This is a genomic window from Amycolatopsis sp. NPDC043889 (genome assembly GCF_056435645.1).
Window position 1 is genome coordinate 1 of sequence record NZ_JBWKEC010000053.1, and the last position, 17684, is coordinate 17684.

Here is a 17684-nt window from a genome sequence, read left to right on the forward strand (position 1 = left end):
GGACTGATATCCCCGATCGACTACGAAAACACCGCCACCAACCCCGAACAGCAAGCAGCATAGTGGAGTCCTCCACGCTACGGGGGGAAGCTCACACGGAGAAACCACCGTTCTGAGGCCATCGCCGAAAAACGGCTATGGCTAGATCGAGAGCTGCCGTCACAACTCGCCGCCACCGGCGAGCCGGCCCGACACGGCTCCCGGCTCAGGAATCACCACCGCTGTCAGCGTCGCCGAAAACCGACCACGACGTCCCCAGACGACAGCGACTCACAACGACGCAATGCCTCTGCAGCCGCCCCGATGCCGGCCCCGGCCGTCGCCGAAAACCGACCACCGCCCAAGCACCGCGGTGTCGCGGACCCGACCACCGCTTTCCACCTTGCCCGAGAACCTTCGGACTTAGGCCCGCCGAGACAACCGCCGCCATCCCGTACTGCCGTAGCCGAAATACGGCCACGACTCGATCGAGGCCGCACCATAGCTCGCCCCCGCCGGCGAGCCGTCCAGCGCGTGCTCCCGACTCAGGGATCACCACCTATGGCAGCCTCACCGGCAGCCCCAGAGCGACTCGGAGCGACCAACTGCCGCGCACCCCAGCCCCACCCGTCGCCGAAAACGGCCACCCTCACCACACCGGACAGAACAAGCCCCGAGCCACCTCGATGAAACCGGCGTGAACACCGGATGACACCTCGCGAACCCGGCTACCAAGCCGAACCCCCAGTTGTCCACTTCGTCACGTCATCAGGCCTCTCGACTAGGTGTTCCAGGACACTTTTTGGCGGGTTCCTACAACACCCGGCCCTCGGCATGCGCCACCGGCGACATTCTCGTACCGGCCGGTAAGAGGCAGGCTGTTAGACAGGTACAGGAGACTGTCCCGCGCCTGATCCGGCGGGACGTCAGCTGTTGTGTCGCGTACTTGGGAGGCTCAGTCGGTGTTCAGTCGTGTCGCCATCGTCAACCGCGGAGAAGCCGCGATGCGGCTCATCCACGCCGTCCGCGAGCTTTCGGCGGAGACCGGACGGCGGATCGAGACCGTCGCGCTCTTCACGGACGCGGACCGGTCGGCGACGTTCGTGCGGGAAGCCGACATCAGTTACAACCTCGGCCCCGCGTCGGCGCGTCCGTATCTGGATTTCGCCGTGCTGGAGCGGGCGCTGACCGAGACCGGGGCCGACGCGGCCTGGGTCGGCTGGGGTTTCGTGGCCGAGGATCCGGCCTTCGCCGAGCTGTGTGAGCGGCTGGGCGTCACCTTCATCGGGCCGAGCGCGGACGCCATGCGCAAGCTCGGCGACAAGATCGGCGCGAAGCTGATCGCCGAAGAGGTCGGCGTCCCGGTCGCTCCGTGGAGCCGCGGCGCCGTCGCGGATCTCGACGCCGCCATCAAGGCCGCCGACGAGATCGGCTACCCGCTGATGCTCAAGGCGACCGCGGGCGGCGGCGGCCGCGGTATCCGCGTCATCACCTCCGCCGACGAGCTCAAGGACGCCTACGAGCGCACCAGCCTGGAGGCCGAGCGAGCCTTCGGCAGCGGCGTCGTCTTCCTGGAGCGCCTGGTCACCGGCGCCCGGCACGTCGAGGTCCAGGTCATCGCCGACGGCCAGGGCACCGCGTGGGCGCTCGGCGTCCGCGACTGTTCGGTGCAGCGCCGCAACCAGAAGATCATCGAGGAGTCCGCCTCCCCGGTGCTGGCCCCCGAGCAGGCCGACGAGCTCAAGCGGTCCGCCGAGCGGCTCGCGCTCGCGGTCGGCTACCGCGGCGCCGGAACGGTCGAGTTCCTTTACCACCCCGGCGACAAGCTGTTCGCCTTCCTCGAGGTCAACACCCGCCTGCAGGTCGAGCACCCGATCACCGAGCTGACCACCGGCATGGACCTGGTGAAGGCCCAGCTGCACGTCGCTTCCGGCGGCAAGCTCGAAGGCGTCCAGCCCGCCGAGTTCGGTCACGCCGTCGAGGCGCGGCTCAACGCCGAGGACCCGGACCGCGACTTCGCACCGTCGCCCGGCCGCATCGCGCGCCTGGACCTGCCCGCCGGCCCCGGTATCCGCGTCGACACCGGGGTCAGCGAAGGCGACACGATCCCGGCCGACTTCGACTCGATGATCGCGAAGATCATCGCCTACGGCCGCGACCGTGACGAGGCGCTCGGCCGTCTGCGCCGCGCGATGGCCCAGACCACGGTCATCATCGAGGGCGGCGCGACCAACAAGAGCTTCGTCCTCGACCTGCTCGACCAGCCCGAGGTGATCGACGGCAGCGCCGACACCGGCTGGATCGACCGCGTCCGCGGCGAAGGCAAGCTCGTCACCCACCGCCACTCGGCGATCGCGCTCGCGGCCGCCGCGATCGAGGCATACGAGGACGAGGAAGCCGTTGAGCGCCAACGGCTTCTCTCCACCGCGCACGGTGGCCGCCCGCAGGTCCAGCACGAGAGCGGCCGTCCGCTCGACCTCAAACTGCGCGGCGCCGCGTACCGCGTCAGCGTCGCCCGGATCGGCCACCGCCGGTTCCGCGTCGGTGTCTCGGCGGGCGGCGGCGACATCCACCCCGCCGACGTCGAGGTCGACCGGTTCGACGAGCACACCGGCCAGATCACCGTCAACGGCACCCGGTTCCGCCTGGTCACCGGCACGCACGGGCCGATCCACCTGGTCGAGGTAGACGGCGTCACCCACCGCGTCAGCCGGGACGAGGGCGGCGTCGTCCGCTCGCCCGCGCCCGCGCTCGTCGTCGCGACACCGCTGGAGGTCGGCGCGGAGGTCGAGGCCGGCGCGCCCGTGCTGGTGCTGGAAAGCATGAAGATGGAGACGGTGCTTCGCGCGCCCTTCCGCGCGAAGCTGCGTGAGTGTGTCGTCTCGGTCGGCAGCCAGGTCGAGACCGGCGCTCCCCTGCTGCGGCTCGAGCCGCTGGCGGAGGAAGGCGCGGAGGTCGCCGAGGACGCGGGCAGTGTCGAGATCGAGCTGCCCGCCGAACCGGACGGAACGTCGGCGGCGCAGCGGATCTCGCGGGGACAGCAGGATCTGCGCAGTCTCCTGCTCGGCTTCGACGTCGACCCGCACGACGAGCGCCGCACGCTCAGCACGTACCTCGCCGCCCGTGCCGAACTGGACGGCAACGGCGACCGCCCGCTGGAGGGCGAGGTCGAGCTGCTGACGGTGTTCGCCGATCTTTCCGAGCTGATGCGCAACAAGCCGGCCCGTGAGGACGCCAAGACGGACACCCGGGTGCACAGCTCCCGCGAGTTCTTCCACACCTATCTGCAGAGCCTCGACGTCGAACGCGCCGGGCTCTCGGAGTCGTTCCAGAACAAGCTGAAGAAGGTGCTCGCGCACTACGGCATCAAGGACCTGGAGCGCACGCCGGAGCTGGAAGAGGCGGTCTTCCGCATCTTCCTCGCCCAGCAGCGGACCTCGTCCGACGTCGCGGTCGTCACCGCGCTGCTGCGGCAGTGGCTCACCGAACCGCAGCCGTTCGAGTCGATGCGGGAGCCGGCGGGCAAGGCGCTGGAGGCGCTCATCGCCGCCACCCAGCTCCGTTTCCCGGTGGTCGGCGACCTGGCGCGCAGCGTGGTGTTCCGTTGGTTCGCCCAGCCGCTGCTCCGCCGCACTCGCGCCGAGGCGTACAGCGAGGTCCGCAAACACCTGCGGCACCTCGACCTGCACCCGGATTCGCCGGACCGCGCCGAGCGGATCGCGAGCATGCTGGCCAGCGCGCAGCCGCTGGTCCGCCTGCTCGGGCAGCGGATCGGCCGCCCCGGCACCGATCACGGCCCGCTGCTGGAAGTCCTGAGCCGTCGCTACTACGGCAACCGCGCGCTCACCGGTGTCCAGCAGGTGACCGTCGGCGGCTGCACCTTCGTCACCGGTGACTACGCCGACGCGAACGAGCGGTTCCACATGGTCACCACCGCCGTCGACCGCGCCGGTCTGCCCGGCGCGGTCAAGGCGGTCGCCGACCTCGCCGCGCAGCTGCCCGCCGACACCGACGTCGAGGCGGACCTCTACCTGACCTGGGACGACGAGTCCGCCGACGACGACACGATGGCGGCCGGGCTGCGCGAGGTCCTCACGGCCGAGTCGCTGCCGAGCCGGATCCGGCGGATCACCACGACGGTCGCCGGGCACGGCGGCGCGGTGATGCACCACCACTTCACCTTCCGCCCGTCGTCGACCGGGTTCAGCGAGGAGCGGCTGATCCGCGGTCTGCATCCGCTGATCGCCCAGCGGATGCAGTTGCAGCGGCTGGCGAACTTCGACCTCACGCGGTTGCCCTCGGGCGACGAGGACGTCTACCTGTTCAAGTGCGTCTCGCCGATGAACCCGGCGGATCAGCGGCTGGTCGCGCTCGCCCAGGTCCGTGACCTGACCCCGTTGCGGGACAACGACGGCAAGCTGCTGGCGCTGCCCGCGGTCGAGGGCACGCTGGCGGGCTGCCTCGACGCGATCCGCGAGGTGCAGGCGAAGCTTCCGCCGAAGAAACGCTTCGACACCAACCGGATCATGCTGTACGTGTGGCCGACCAGCGAGCTCACCGGTGAGGAGCTGGACACCGTCGCGCAGCGTGTGCAGCCGTCGACGGCGGGCGCGGGTCTCGAAGAGGTCCAGTTCCTCGGCAGGCAGCGCGACCGCGCGACCGGCGAGGTCAAAGAGGTCGCCGTGCGGATCGGCTACGACGTCAGCGGCGGCGTGCAGATGTCGCTGTCCGAGCCCACCACCCAGCCGATCCTGCCGCTCGACGACTACCGCCAGAACGTCCTGCGCGCCCGTCGCCGCGACACGGTGTACCCGTACGAGCTGACCGAGATGCTCGGTTCGTTCACCGAGTACGACATGGACGACACGAACACCCTCGTCCCGGTCGACCGGAAGAAGGGCCGCAACAAGGCGGCGATCGTCGCCGGTGTGGTCACCACGCCGACCGAACGTCACCCCGACGGCGTCAAGCGCGTCGTGCTGCTCGGTGACCCGACGAAGGCGCTCGGCGCGCTGTCGGAGCCGGAGTGCTCGCGGGTGATCGCGGCGCTGGACCTCGCCGAACGGCTCCAGGTCCCGCTGGAGTGGTACGCGCTGTCGGCCGGTGCCCGGATCTCGATGGAGTCCGGTACCGAGAACATGGACTGGGTCGCGGCCGCACTGAAGCGGATCGTGCACTTCACCCAGAACGGCGGCGAGATCAACATCGTCGTCGCCGGGATCAACGTCGGCGCCCAGCCGTACTGGAACGCCGAAGCGACGATGCTCATGCACACCAAGGGAATCCTGGTGATGACGCCGGATTCCGCGATGGTGCTGACCGGCAAGCAGTCGCTCGACTTCTCCGGTGGCGTCTCGGCGGAGGACAACTTCGGCATCGGCGGCTACGACCGCGTGATGGGCCCGAACGGCCAGGCGCAGTACTGGGCGCCGAACCTCGCCGCGGCGCGTGACGTGCTGATGTCGCACTACGACCACACCTACGTGGCGCCGGGCGAGTCCGGCCCCCGCAAGGCGGTCACGAACGACCCGATCGACCGGGACATCTCGTCGTTCCCGCACGCGGCCGTCGACAGCGACTTCACCACGGTGGGCCAGATCTTCTCGCGGGAGGCCAACCCCGACCGCAAGAAGCCGTTCGACATCCGCACCGTGATGCGCGCGCTGTCGGACCAGGACCACCCGGTACTGGAGCGCTGGCCGGGCATGGCGGACGCGGAGACCGCGGCCGTGCAGGACGTACACCTCGGCGGACGGCCGGTCTGCCTGCTCGGGATCGAGTCACGTTCGGTGCCGCGCCGCGGCTTCCCGCCCACCGACGGCCCGGACACCTACACCGCGGGCACGCTGTTCCCGCGGTCGTCGAAGAAGGCGGCGCGGGCGATCAACGCGGCCAGCGGCAACCGGCCGCTGGTGGTGCTGGCGAACCTGTCCGGCTTCGACGGCTCGCCGGAGTCGATGCGGAAGCTCCAGCTGGAGTACGGCGCGGAGATCGGCCGGGCGATCGTCAACTTCGAGGGGCCGATCGTGTTCACCGTGATCTCGCGTTACCACGGCGGCGCGTTCGTGGTCTTCTCGAAGGCGCTGAACCCGAACATGACGGTGCTGGCGCTGGAAGGCTCGTTCGCCTCGGTGCTCGGCGGCGCGCCCGCCGCGGCGGTCGTGTTCGCGGGTGAGGTCAACGCGCGGACGGCGGCCGACCCGCGGGTGCGGTCGCTGACGGAGAAGCTCAGCGGGGCGACCGGTGCCGAACGCGCGGCGCTGGCAGCGGAACTGGCGGAACTCCAGTCGTCGGTGCGGTCCGAGAAGCTGGGCGCGGTCGCGGCCGAGTTCGACGGCGTGCACAGCATCGAGCGTGCGGTGAAGGTCGGTTCGGTGGACGCGATCATCAGCGCCGCCGAGATGCGGCCGCGCATCATCGAGGCGATCGAACAGGGCCTGGCTAAGCAGTAGCACTCAACCGCAATGAAGGGGCCTTTCATAGCAAAATTTGCTATGAAAGGCCCCTTCATCTCACGGGCGGGAGGGCGGATCAGGCGGCAGGTCCCCGAAGTCCTCCGGCGCGATCTTGTCCAGCGCCTCCCGGAACTCCTCGACCGCCCGTTCCTGCGCGACCGGATCCGACGGCACCTCGGGCAGTTCCGCGTCCGGGTCGCTTCCGACGATCTCGACCCGCACGGAAGCGACCTCCAGCACCGCGTCGGCCACCTCGATCCCGACCCCGGCGCGTAACCCGATCGCGACCGCGTCACTCGGCCGCGCCGAAACGCGGATACCGGAATCGAGCACCAGGTCGGCGAAGAAGATGCCGTCCCGCAGCGCGGTGACCTGGACCCCGGTGACCCGGTGCCCGAACGACTCGACCACCTGGCCGATCAGTTCGATCGTGCCCGGCCGCGGCAGCCGGATCCGCTCCTGCGCGAGCGCCACCGCGCTCGCCTCGGGCCCGCCGATCGTGATCGCCAGCCAGCGGCGTTCGCCCTCCCGCTCCCGCAGCAACATCACCGGTGCCGCTTCCGGAGCCAGGACTGCCATCCCTTCGACATCCATGGGGATCATGCGCGGTACCTCATTCCCTCGGTCGGGCGGTGTCGTCCTTCAGTGCCTTGTCCGCCACCACTTCCGAAGGGGTGGCCTGGTCGCGACGCTGGAACGGGGTCGTATGCCCCTCGGCGCGCAGCCTGGGGATCATGTGGGGGTAGTGGAGTTCGAACGCCGGGCGTTCGGACCGGATCCTCGGGAGGTCGAAGAAGTTGTGCCGGGGCGGCGGACAGGTCGTCGCCCATTCCAGGGAATTCCCGTGGCCCCACGGATCGTCCACTTCGACGACCTCCCCGAACCGGTAACTGCGGACGATGTTCCACAGGAACGGCAGCACCGAAGCACCGAGCAGGAAGGCGCCGATCGTGGAAATGGTGTGCAGCACCGTGAAACCGTCGGTGCTCAGGTAGTCGGCGTAGCGGCGCGGCATTCCTTCGTTGCCGAGCCAGTGTTGGACGAGGAACGTCGCGTGGAAGCCGATGAACGTGGTCCAGAAATGGAGCTTCGCGAGCCGCTCGTCGAGCATCCGCCCGGTCATCTTGGGGAACCAGAAGTAGATCCCGGCGAACGTGGCGAACACGATGGTGCCGAACAGCACGTAGTGGAAGTGCGCGACCACGAAATAGGTGTCGTGGATGTGGAAGTCCAGCGGTGGCGCGGCCAGGATGATCCCGGTCAGCCCGCCGAGCAGGAACGTCACCATGAACCCGATCGACCACAGCATCGGTGATTCGAAGGTGAGCTGCCCCTTCCACATGGTGCCGATCCAGTTGAAGAACTTGATCCCGGTCGGCACCGCGATGAGGAAGGTCATGATGGAGAAGAACGGCAGCAGCACCGCGCCGGTGGCGAACATGTGGTGCGCCCACACCGCGAAAGACAGCGCGGTGATCGCGATCGTCGCGAACACCATGAGCTTGTAGCCGAAGAGCGGTTTCCGGCTGAACACCGGAACGATCTCGGTGATGATGCCGAAATACGGCAACGCGACGATGTACACCTCGGGATGGCCGAAGAACCAGAACAGGTGCTGGAACAGGATCGCCCCGCCGTTGGCCGGATCGAAGACGTGCGCGCCGAGCCGCCGGTCGGCCTCCAGCCCGAACAGGGCGGCGGTGAGGATCGGGAAGACCGCCAGGATCAGGATCGCGGTGAACAGGATGTTCCAGGTGAACAACGGCAACCGCCACATCGTCATCCCGGGCGCGCGCAGGCAGAGGATCGTGGTGACCATGTTGACCGCGCCGAGGATCGTCCCGAGCCCGGAGACGATCAGGCCCATGATCACCAGATCGGCGCCGACGCCCGGGGTGTGCGCGGCGTTGGACAGCGGCGTGTACATCGTCCACCCGAAGTCGGGCGCCCCGCTCGGCGTGAGGAACGCGCTGAGCGTCATCAGCCCGCCGAAGAGATACAGCCAGTAGGAGAACGCGTTCAGCCTCGGGAAGGCGACGTCCGGCGACCCGATCTGCAGCGGCAGGATGTAGTTGGCGAACGCGAAGAGGTTCGGTGTCGCGTACAGCAGCAGCATGATCAGGCCGTGCATGGTGAACAGCTGGTTGTACTGCTCCTGCGACAGGAACTGCATCCCCGGCCTGCCCAGTTCGCCGCGCATCAGCAGCGCCATGAACCCGCCGATGAGGAAGAATGCGAACGAGGTGCTCAGATAGAGCACGCCGATCATCTTGTGGTCGGTGGTGCGGACGACGTTGAGGAACACGCTGCCTTTGGGGGCCCGGCGCCGCCCGCCGAAACGGACGGCCTGCGGTCGGAGCGATGTCTTCACCGCGGTCATGACGACTCCCAGCACGAGGACGCACCTTCTGAAGGCTGGTACCCCTCCAGGAGAGTCCCTACACGCGTGCTTTTCAAGAGGCTGAAGGGGGACCATGCCCGCGTCTGATGAGGTGAACGCCCTTCACCGCGCGCGACACGGGGAAAGTCCCCATCAGCCGCTGAGCAGAGCCTCCAGATGGTCCGCCGCCGCGGCGGCCCCGCCCGCCGCACGGAACGAGGCACCCACCTTTTCGGCGGCCGACCGGTACCCCGGATCGTCCAGCACCCTGGTCACCGCGGCCGCGATCCGGTCCGGTTTCGCGTGGCCGAACCGCAGCCGGACACCGGCGCCCGCGTCGACGACCTGTCCGGCGACGATCGGCTGGTCGTCCCGGATCGGCGCGACCACGAGCGGCACCCCGTGCCACAGGCTTCCGCAGACGGTGTTGTACCCGCCGTGGCAGACGACGGCGTCCACGCGGGCCAGAACTGCCATCTGAGGCACGTGGGGCACCACGAGCACCGTGTCCCCCATCGGCCCCACAGCTCGGCCGGGGTCGGCGATGACGGTCCGGATCCCGTCGATCCGAGAGAGCCCCCGTGCCGCCGCGCGGAGGAAGTCGCCCGCGGCGTCGGCGTTCGTGGTCCCGAGGGTGACGAACACGGTCGGCACCGCCGGGTCGAGCCGGTCCCAGGGGAGGTCGCAGGTGGGCGCGCGGCCGCCGATGGACGGCCCGACCAGCCGGACCTGGTGCGGCACCGTGGCCGGGCCGAGCAGTTCGCGGGTGGTGAAGGCGAGCACACCGTGCGGGGACATCCTCGGGTCGGCGGGGCCGCCGTCGATCCGCGTGCGCAGACCGTCGAGGAGTTCATCGAGCCAGGCCGCCACCTTCGGCGTCCCGGCCAGCCGGTCGACGAGCTCCGCGGACGTCGTCGCGGAGGTGATCCACGGCAGGCCGAGCCCGTCGGCGACGAGGCCGCCCGCGATGGCCTGCTGGTCGGCGACCACGACCTGCGGGCGGAACCGGCCGATCGCGGCGCGGACGCCGGGTGCCATCGCCTCGGCCAGCGGGATCAGGAACTGCTCCCACAGGGACCGGAACGCCGCCGGTCCCTTGAGACTCGCGTCGCGCTCGGGCAGGCGGCGCGGGACCGCGCACGGGAACACGTCGGCGCCGTCGCCGGCGAGTCTCCGGATGATCTCCGGCCGCCCCGCCCAGGCGACCTGGTGCCCGCGCGCGGTCAGGGCGGCCGCGACCCCGACCACGGGGTTCACGTGCCCTGTCAGCGGCGGCGTGACGAAGAGGACTCTGCCCACTCAGGCCGCCGCGCCGTGGTTCTCGGCGATCCAGCCGATCACCTCGTCATTCCCGAGCCGGTTCTTCGCCTCGGCGAGCCCGGCCGCCACGGTTTCAGTGGTCATTCTTCGTTCTCCGTCCAAGCCACGACGTAATCCTTCGCCGGTGTGGTGATCGTGGTGTGCCACACCGGATACCGGGTACCGCTCACCGCGACGGTGAGCCGACCGTCGTCCGCGCCGACGACGGTGAAAGCGCGCGGGCCGGTGCGGAGCCGTTTCGCGACGGCTTGCTTCGCGGCCCGGAATCTGGTGGACCACAAGGCTTCCGGCGCACCGAGCAGCGCTCGTTCCGCCTCGTTGAGGTCGGCGTCCGTGCGGTCTTCGACAGCCTCGACGTCGATACCGCACGGTCCTCGGCGGGCGATGGCGACGCCGAGCGCGTCCCGGTGGGCGATCGAGACGGTGAGCTCCGGCAGTGTCCTTCCGTAGGCGCCCGAAACGGTCGGCGCGCCCGAGGAGTCGTTCCCGATCCGGATCTCTGCCGGGAAGATGTCGCCTTCACCGTTTGTCCACAAGAGACGGCGGAGGGCGTCCTTCGCCGCGATGCGGCCGAGCAGCCAGGCCCGCTTCCGGCGCGGCGGCTGATCGGCGTACGCCTGTCTTTCCGCACCGGCCAGCACGTTCCGCATGATCAGGTCGCGGGCCACCGGATCCGGCCATTGCTCGCGGACCAGCGCCCAGCCGCCGGGCCGTTCTTCGGACAGCGTGGCGCGCTCTGGCCGCCGGTCCACCGCCCGGATCACGGGATCGCTGTCGAAGCGGCGATCGCGCCGCGCCCGAGGCGCCTGCCTGGCGGCGGACACTTCGGCCGCCAGGCAGGCGGTGTCAGCCGGCGACACGGAGAATTCGGCTGCCGGCGGGTTTCGTTCCCCGATTCGCTCCAAAATGGACTTCGTCGCCGCGACGGTGCGGAAGCCGCGGCAGGCGCTCTCGTCGAGCGACACCAGCGCGCCGCCGAGGTCGAGCCGGATCGTCCGGCCGTTTTTCACGCCGCCTTGGCCGGGCAGGAATTCGAACGCCGGATCGGCACCGTCGGCCCACAACGCCGTGACGACCCGCAGCAGCTGCGGGAGGCCGCGCCGGTGCCCGGAATGCGCGGCGACGACGAGGTGTTCGCGGTCGTGCAAGGTGTTCCCGATCAGCGAGCCGAGCTGTCCCGCGCCCGTCTGCACGAACGCCCGGAATCCCGCCGCGTACATGTTCTCGACGAGGGCGCGGAACCGCACCGGCTCCAGCAGATGCCGCACGAACAGTGCCCGCATCTCCGCGTCCGACGACGGATAGTGCCGTCCGGTCGTGGCCGACCAGACGGGCAGTTTCGCCGGGTGCAGCGTATGGCGCTCGGCGGCCTCGCCGATCGGGCCGAGATACGGTGCGAGCATCGGAGTGTGGAAGCCGGACCGGAACGGCAGCACCTGGGAGATCACGCCGTCGGCGCGGAATCCGCGCACGAAACCCTCGACGGCCTCCGCCTGCCCGCAGATCATCGACTGGTTCGGCGCGTTGTCGTGGGAAAGGACCACGTCGGAGTGTCCTTTGAGGACTTCGGTAACCGACGACGCCGCCGCGCCGATCACCGCGGAGGCCAGCCCCGGAACCTTGAGCGCGTCGGGATCGAAGTCCTCCATGAACGAGTCGGCGTCAGTGTCGGAATGGATCCCGGCCACGGCCATGGCGGTCCACTCCCCCAGGCTGTGCCCGGCCAGCGCGTCCGGGGTCACGCGCAGTCCGCGTAACGCCTTGTCGAGCAGCCTGCCCAGCTGGAACACGGCGTGTGGCTCGAATTCGTCCTCCAGCCCGGGGAAGACGAACGCGAGTTTGCCCTCGCCCGCGCCGAGCAGCGGTTCCGGAACGAACCAGAGGTCGTTACGGGCCCGCCAGGGTCTCCCCTTCGCGACCACTTTCCTGGCCAGGTTCAGCCGTTTGGGCGTCGGGTCGACGAGCCCGAGCCGCACCCGGCCGCGACCGGTGTCGCCACCGCTCAGGACGTCGTCGCGGTCGAGAAGACAGCCCATTTCCGCGACGGTCGGCGCGGAGAGCCGCAGGACGCGTTCGGGCTCGGAGACCTCGACGCCCGCCCGCGACGCGGCCTGTCCCAGGACGACGTGGGCGTTGATCCCGCCGAAGCCGAAGGCGTTCACAGCACCGACATCCCGACGATCGCGATCGGGGGCGTAGCGGCCACCGGTCACCACCCCGACGCGGTGTAGGTGACGGCAGTGAGGCCCTCGTCACCCCACGCCAGTTCGCGTAGCAGGCTCAGCGTGCCTTTCTCGGGGTCGATCAGTTCGATCCCGCGCCGGGCGTAGTCCCGCATCAGTTCCGGGGTGACCATCCCGTTGCCGACCCCGGTGGGCGCCCACGGTCCCCAGTGGACGGTCAGCCCTCGCCGTCCGTACACGGTGGCCCAACGGCGGCCCAGCGCCTCCAGCGCGTCGTTCGCGGCCGCGTAGTCGGACTGGCCTCGATTCCCCCGTGTCGCGGCGATACTGCCGAACAGGGCGGCGAATTTCGGCGCTTCGGGCAGTTCCCCCGCCGCCGCGAGCAAGGTGCTCGCCCCTTCGACCTTGGTGGCGAAGACACGATCGAACGACGCTGGGTCCTTCTCGGCGATCAGCCTGTCCTCGATGACGCCCGCCGCGTAGACGATGCCGTCGAGCCGTCCGTGTTCGGCGTGGATCTCCTTGACCGCGCGGTGCACGGCTTCCGCGTCCAGCATGTCGACCGAGCGGTAGCGCACCGGGCTGCCGAGGTCGCCGATCCGCCGCAGCGTCCCGCGAACCTCGCGTTCGTCCTCGATGAGCCGGATGGTCCGTTCGATTTCGGCCGGTTCGGTCAGCCCGTCGCCGATCAGGGCCGCACGCAGTTCTTCCGTCGTCGTGGCCGTGGCGATCACCGGTTCCTCGCCGTCGATGGGCACGGCGGTGCGGCCGAACAGTTCGACGCGGCAGCGCGACGCCGAGGCCAGCGTGATGGCCAGCCGGGCGGTGATGCCCTTGGCCCCGCCGACGAGGAGGACGACCGAATCCCGGTCCAGCCCCAGCGCCTCGGCCTCGGCCGTCCCGTCACCCGCCGGACCGGCGCCCGTGCCGCCGAGCAGGCCGAGGCCTTCCTCGGTCATCCGCAGACCGCGCCGCGCGCCGTCGCGGCGGACGACGACCGGCTCCCAGTCCCGGGCGGACAACTCCGCGAGCAGGCTCTCCACCAGTTCGTCCACAGTGGACTTGGGATGCTGCTCGACCACCCGGGCGACCGTATCCGGATACTCCCTGGCCACCGTCCGGAAGAAGCCGCGGGCACCGTCGGCGGGTCCGTTCGCGATGAGCCAGCGCGGCCCGCCCGCCAGAACCGCTTGATACAGCGCGAAGTCGTCGGGGAAGGACGGTGACAGATGGAACACGCCGTCCGCGCCGTGCCGCGGTACGCCCTGGACCAGTTCGGTTTCGGCGCCGTACCCGGCGAGCCGGGCGGTGAGCATCTCGGCGACCTGGCCTTCACCGACGACGGCGAAGCGCAGCCCGGCCAGCTCCTCGTCGACGGGGACGGCGTCGGCGAGGTCGAACTCCCGCATCAGGTAGCGCTTCGGCGCCACCACGACCGCGTCCGGCTCCTCGGCGGGCAGTGCCGGTTCGGTGCCGCCGCCGGAGATCAGGTCCGCCGGCGCCGCCGCGGTCCTTGCTTTGGCGAGCACCTCGGGATCGGTACCGAGGTAGCCGAGCAGGACGTCCCGTTGCGCGGCGATCATCTCGCGGCCGGTGCGGAGGAACTCCGAGATCAGCGCCTCGCCGCCGTCGGTGCCGGGCCGGGAAGTCACGATCGCCTCCGTGGAGATTCGTTGTGCGGGGTGCAGGGGATCTCGCCGTCGGCGGTGCGGACGAGGTGCCCGTCGACGGTCCAGCCCGCCTTCGAACACGACCGTCCGATGTGGACGGCGATCGAGCACGGCGCCGACGAGCCGGGCGCCAAGAATCGACCTACCCACGGGAAGCCTCCGGCACACGGAAGAGCGACTTGGTTACCGGGCGTACTTAAACGCAGGCGAGGCTTCCCGTCAATACTCGACGGTAGGGTTTCCGGTCACAGGAACCGGATGGCGGAACGCCGACCCGCGAAACGCGAAGACCTTCGCGGAAATTTAGCGTTCCGAATACATCGCAGACCGCTGAGCGGCTTGCTTTTCCCGCAGTGGCAAGGAAGAACGGTCAACGGCCGGGTGACCCAACAGCCGATACGCCATCCGGCCTGTTACCCGGAGTCCACCATTCCGCTTTCATCGGACCACTGGGAATAGTGGTCCGCACCTATTTCCGGAAATCGACGGTGATTCCCCCTATCGTCGGTAGCACGCCGATGACGGATTCGGTATCGCGCGCGTTCATGAAGAAACATGAAAGGACTCAGCGGGTGTTCGCGTTCCGGACCGCGATGCTCAGCAGTTCCGCGGCCGGACCGGCGAGCCGCCGTCCGGCCGGCCACACCGCGCGCAGTTCCCGGCCGAAGTCGACGCCGTCCACCGCGACCGGGACGAGCCTGCGGTCGGCGACGTCCCGGGTGATGGCGAGTTCGCTGATCACCGCCGGTCCGGCGCCCGCGATCACGGCGTTGCGGACGGCGGAGGCGGAACCCAGTTCCAGCAACGGTTTCGCCGGTCCGACCCCGGCCTTGCGCAATGCCGCGTCCACGGTCTCCCTGGTCCCGGACCCCGGTTCGCGGACCACGAGCGGCGTGATCGCCAGTTCGGCCGCCGTGAGCGGACGGCGTTTGCGCGCCCACGGATGGCTCGCGGGTACGACGAGGACCAGCCGGTCGGTGGCCACCCGCCGGGACGAAAGGCCGGGCAGCGAACCGGGCGACTCGACGAACCCGAGATCGACCTTGCCTTCCCTGGCCATTTCGGCGGCCTGGTCCGAGTTGGTGACCTCCAGCCCGAGGTACAGCCCGGGGTCGCCGCGTTTGAGTTCGCCGATCCAGCCGGGCACCAGGTACTCGGCCAGTGTCATGCTCGCGGCGACCCGCAGATGCGCCTCGTGCTGGGTGCGCAGTGCTTCGGCGCCGTCGAGCAGGCCGTCGAGTTCGGACAGCACGCGGTGCGCCCAGCCCGCGATCACCCGGCCGTCGGGGGTGAGCGCGGAACCACGCCGCGTGCGGTCGACCAGCACCAGCCCCAGCCTCCGCTCGACTGTGGACAGTCGTTTGCTGGCCGACGGCTGTGCGATCCCGAGGCTGGCCGCGGCCTGTCCGATACTGCCGAGCTCGTCCACGAGCACCAACAGGCGCAGGGAGTCCAGATCGGGTGTGGTCATAGCCCAAGTGTATGACCTACCCCTGGTATTCCCGGCTACCGAGGTCGGCCCGTCCGGGCGAGGCTCGAACCATGAGCACCACGCACGCGAGACCGACGAAGCCCTACCTGACCGCGTTCGCGATCACCGGCGCCGGAGTGGCCGCCGCGTACCTGGTCGGCACCGCTTTCCCGGTCATCAGCGCGCTCACCATCGCCGTCGTGCTCGGCATCGTCACCGGATCGCTGCCTTCGCTGTCCGACGGGACCCGGAAAGCCATCGCCGGGATCACCAAGAAGCTGCTCCGCGCCGGTGTCGTGCTGCTCGGTCTGCAACTCTCGCTCCCGGCCGTCCTGGCGCTGGGCCCCGGGACCCTGGTCGCCGTCGCGCTCACCGTCGGGATCACGTTTCTCGGCACGATCGGTCTCGGCAGGCTCCTCGGCGTGCCCCGCGGCCTGGGGATCCTGGTCGCGACCGGGTTCTCGATCTGCGGCGCGTCCGCCATCGCCGCCATGGAAGGCGTCGTGAAACGCGAGGACTCCGACGTCGCGACCGCGGTCGCCCTGGTCACCTTCTACGGCGGGCTCGCCATCGCCGCGGTCCCGCTGATCGGTGGCTGGCTGCGGCTCGACGCGGCCCGGATCGGCGAGTGGGCGGGCCTCAGCGTGCACGAGGTCGCGCAGGTCGTCGCCGCGGCCACTCCCGCCGGGAGCGCCGCCATCGCGGTCGCCATCGTGATCAAGCTCAGCCGGGTGGTCCTGCTGGCCCCGATGGTCGCCGCGGTCGGCGTGCACGAGCGGCACCGGCCCGTCGACGGCAAGCGGCCGCCGCTGGTCCCGCTGTTCGTTCTCGGCTTCCTGGCCATGGCCGCCCTGCGCAGCACCGGGATCATGCCGGGTGTCGTGCTCGACGTCGCCAAGGTCGCCTGCACCCTGCTACTGGCCGGGGCGCTGTTCGGGCTGGGCTGCGCGGTGCGGATCGGCAAACTCGTCCGCACCGGGGGCCGCGCCCTGCTGCTCGGCCTGCTCTCGACCCTGCTGGTCGGGACCACCGCGCTGGTCACACTGACCGTGCTCGGCTGAGGACGGCGGCCGCGAGCAGCGCGACCACGCCTCCGGTGACCATCACGGCCGGGACGGAGACCGCGTCGACGACCAGCCCGCCGAGCAGCGCGCCCGCCGAAAGGGTCGCTTGGAACGACGAGGTGAACAGCACCGACGCCGCTTCGGGCGTGTGCGGCGCCGCCCTCCCGAACCACGTTCCCGAGCAGACCGGGACGGCACCGTAGGCGAAACCCCAGAGCACCAGCAGCGCGAGCGCGCCCGCTTTCGTGTCGCCGATGAACGGCAACGCGCAGGTCACGACGCCTATCGAGCCCGCCGCGGCGAGGAAGGTCAGCCGGAGATCGCGGGCGATCGCCGCGCCGGCCACGAAATTGCCGACGATCCCGGCGGTGCCGTAGACGAAGAGGAAGACGGTGAGCAGCTCCGGGCTCACGTGCGTCACCTGGCGCAGGAGCGGCGTGACGTAGGTGTAGGTCCCGAAGTGGGCGAGCACGGTCAGCACCGTGACGAGCAGGCCGAGCCGGGTCGCGCGCTCGCGGGTCATCCCCCGCAGGTCGCCGAGCCGGGTCGCGTCCGCCGACGGCAGTGGAGGCAACGCCAGCGCCAGCGCGGCGAGGACGCCGATCGTGAAGACCGCCATCACCGCGAAAGCCGCTCGCCAGCCGAAAAGTTCGCCGAGGAACGTTCCCGCCGGAACGCCGAGAACCGAGCCGAGCGGGACGGCGGAGAAGATCACCGCGGTCGCCCTGCCCGCGCGCCCCGGGCCGACGAGCCGTGCGGCGAGACCGGAACCGATCGCCCAGAAGGCGCCGATCACCAGCCCGACCAGGACTCGCGACAGCAGCATCGCCCAGTAGGCCTGCGCGGTCGCCGCGAGGACGTCGGCCAAGGCCAGGACCACCATCAGCGCGCACAGCAGGATCCGGCGGTCGAGCCGTCCGGCGGCGACGGTGACGGCCGGGGCCGCGAGCGCGGCGAGGAAACCGGGCAGGGTCATGGTCAGGCCCGCCGTCCCCGGGGTGATCCGGAAGTCCTCGCCGATCGGGGTCAGGAGGCCGATCGGCAGGATCTCCGTGGTGACGAGGGAAAAGATCCCGAGCGTCACCGCGAGGACGGCGAGCCATCCCTTCAGCGGGGTCCGCGCGGAGGTGTCGAGGGTCGAAGCGGTCATGTGCTTCAGCCC

Annotated in this window: 8 protein-coding genes and 1 pseudogene; 2 read left to right on the forward strand and 7 right to left on the reverse strand. The window is 70.0% G+C overall.

Going from position 1 to position 17684, the window contains the following annotated elements; all coding sequences use genetic code 11:
- Positions 1-941 precede the first annotated feature (941 nt).
- On the forward strand, positions 942-6431 hold the full coding sequence (locus AC0685_RS42090; RefSeq protein WP_478230629.1) for an ATP-binding protein: 5490 nt from the start codon (positions 942-944) through the stop codon (positions 6429-6431).
- Between the two features lie 60 nt (positions 6432-6491).
- Here AC0685_RS42090 and AC0685_RS42095 read toward each other — a convergent pair whose 3' ends face one another.
- The 6 genes and pseudogenes from AC0685_RS42095 to AC0685_RS42120 all read right to left on the reverse strand — a co-directional run bounded on the left by AC0685_RS42095 (position 6492) and on the right by AC0685_RS42120 (position 15458).
- Positions 6492-7037: a bifunctional nuclease family protein gene (locus AC0685_RS42095; RefSeq protein WP_478230630.1), complete on the reverse strand. Its 546-nt coding sequence runs from the start codon at positions 7035-7037 to the stop codon at positions 6492-6494.
- 10 nt (positions 7038-7047) lie between these two features.
- Complete coding sequence (gene ctaD / locus AC0685_RS42100) at positions 7048-8814, reverse strand: aa3-type cytochrome oxidase subunit I (protein WP_478230648.1); 1767 nt, start codon at positions 8812-8814, stop codon at positions 7048-7050.
- A 153-nt stretch (positions 8815-8967) separates the two neighbouring features.
- Entirely contained in the window at positions 8968-10113 is a 1146-nt protein-coding gene (locus tag AC0685_RS42105; RefSeq protein ID WP_478230631.1) for a glycosyltransferase, read from the reverse strand.
- 101 nt (positions 10114-10214) lie between these two features.
- A pseudogene (locus AC0685_RS42110) lies at positions 10215-12296 on the reverse strand (acyltransferase domain-containing protein); the annotation flags it as partial.
- 47 nt (positions 12297-12343) lie between these two features.
- Positions 12344-13969 (reverse strand): SDR family oxidoreductase, encoded by a 1626-nt coding sequence (locus AC0685_RS42115; RefSeq protein WP_478230632.1) that lies wholly within the window; start codon positions 13967-13969, stop codon positions 12344-12346.
- A 583-nt stretch (positions 13970-14552) separates the two neighbouring features.
- Entirely contained in the window at positions 14553-15458 is a 906-nt protein-coding gene (locus AC0685_RS42120) for a LysR family transcriptional regulator (protein ID WP_340682950.1), read from the reverse strand.
- A gap of 71 nt (positions 15459-15529) precedes the next feature.
- On the opposite strand from AC0685_RS42120, the gene AC0685_RS42125 reads away from it, so the two are divergent.
- On the forward strand, positions 15530-16519 hold the full coding sequence (locus AC0685_RS42125; RefSeq protein ID WP_478230633.1) for a YeiH family protein: 990 nt from the start codon (positions 15530-15532) through the stop codon (positions 16517-16519).
- Here AC0685_RS42125 and AC0685_RS42130 read toward each other — a convergent pair.
- A complete protein-coding gene (locus AC0685_RS42130; protein ID WP_478230634.1) occupies positions 16497-17672 on the reverse strand; it encodes an MFS transporter in 1176 nt (391 codons plus the stop codon). The genes AC0685_RS42125 and AC0685_RS42130 overlap by 23 nt on opposite strands.
- Between the last annotated feature and the right edge of the window lie 12 nt (positions 17673-17684).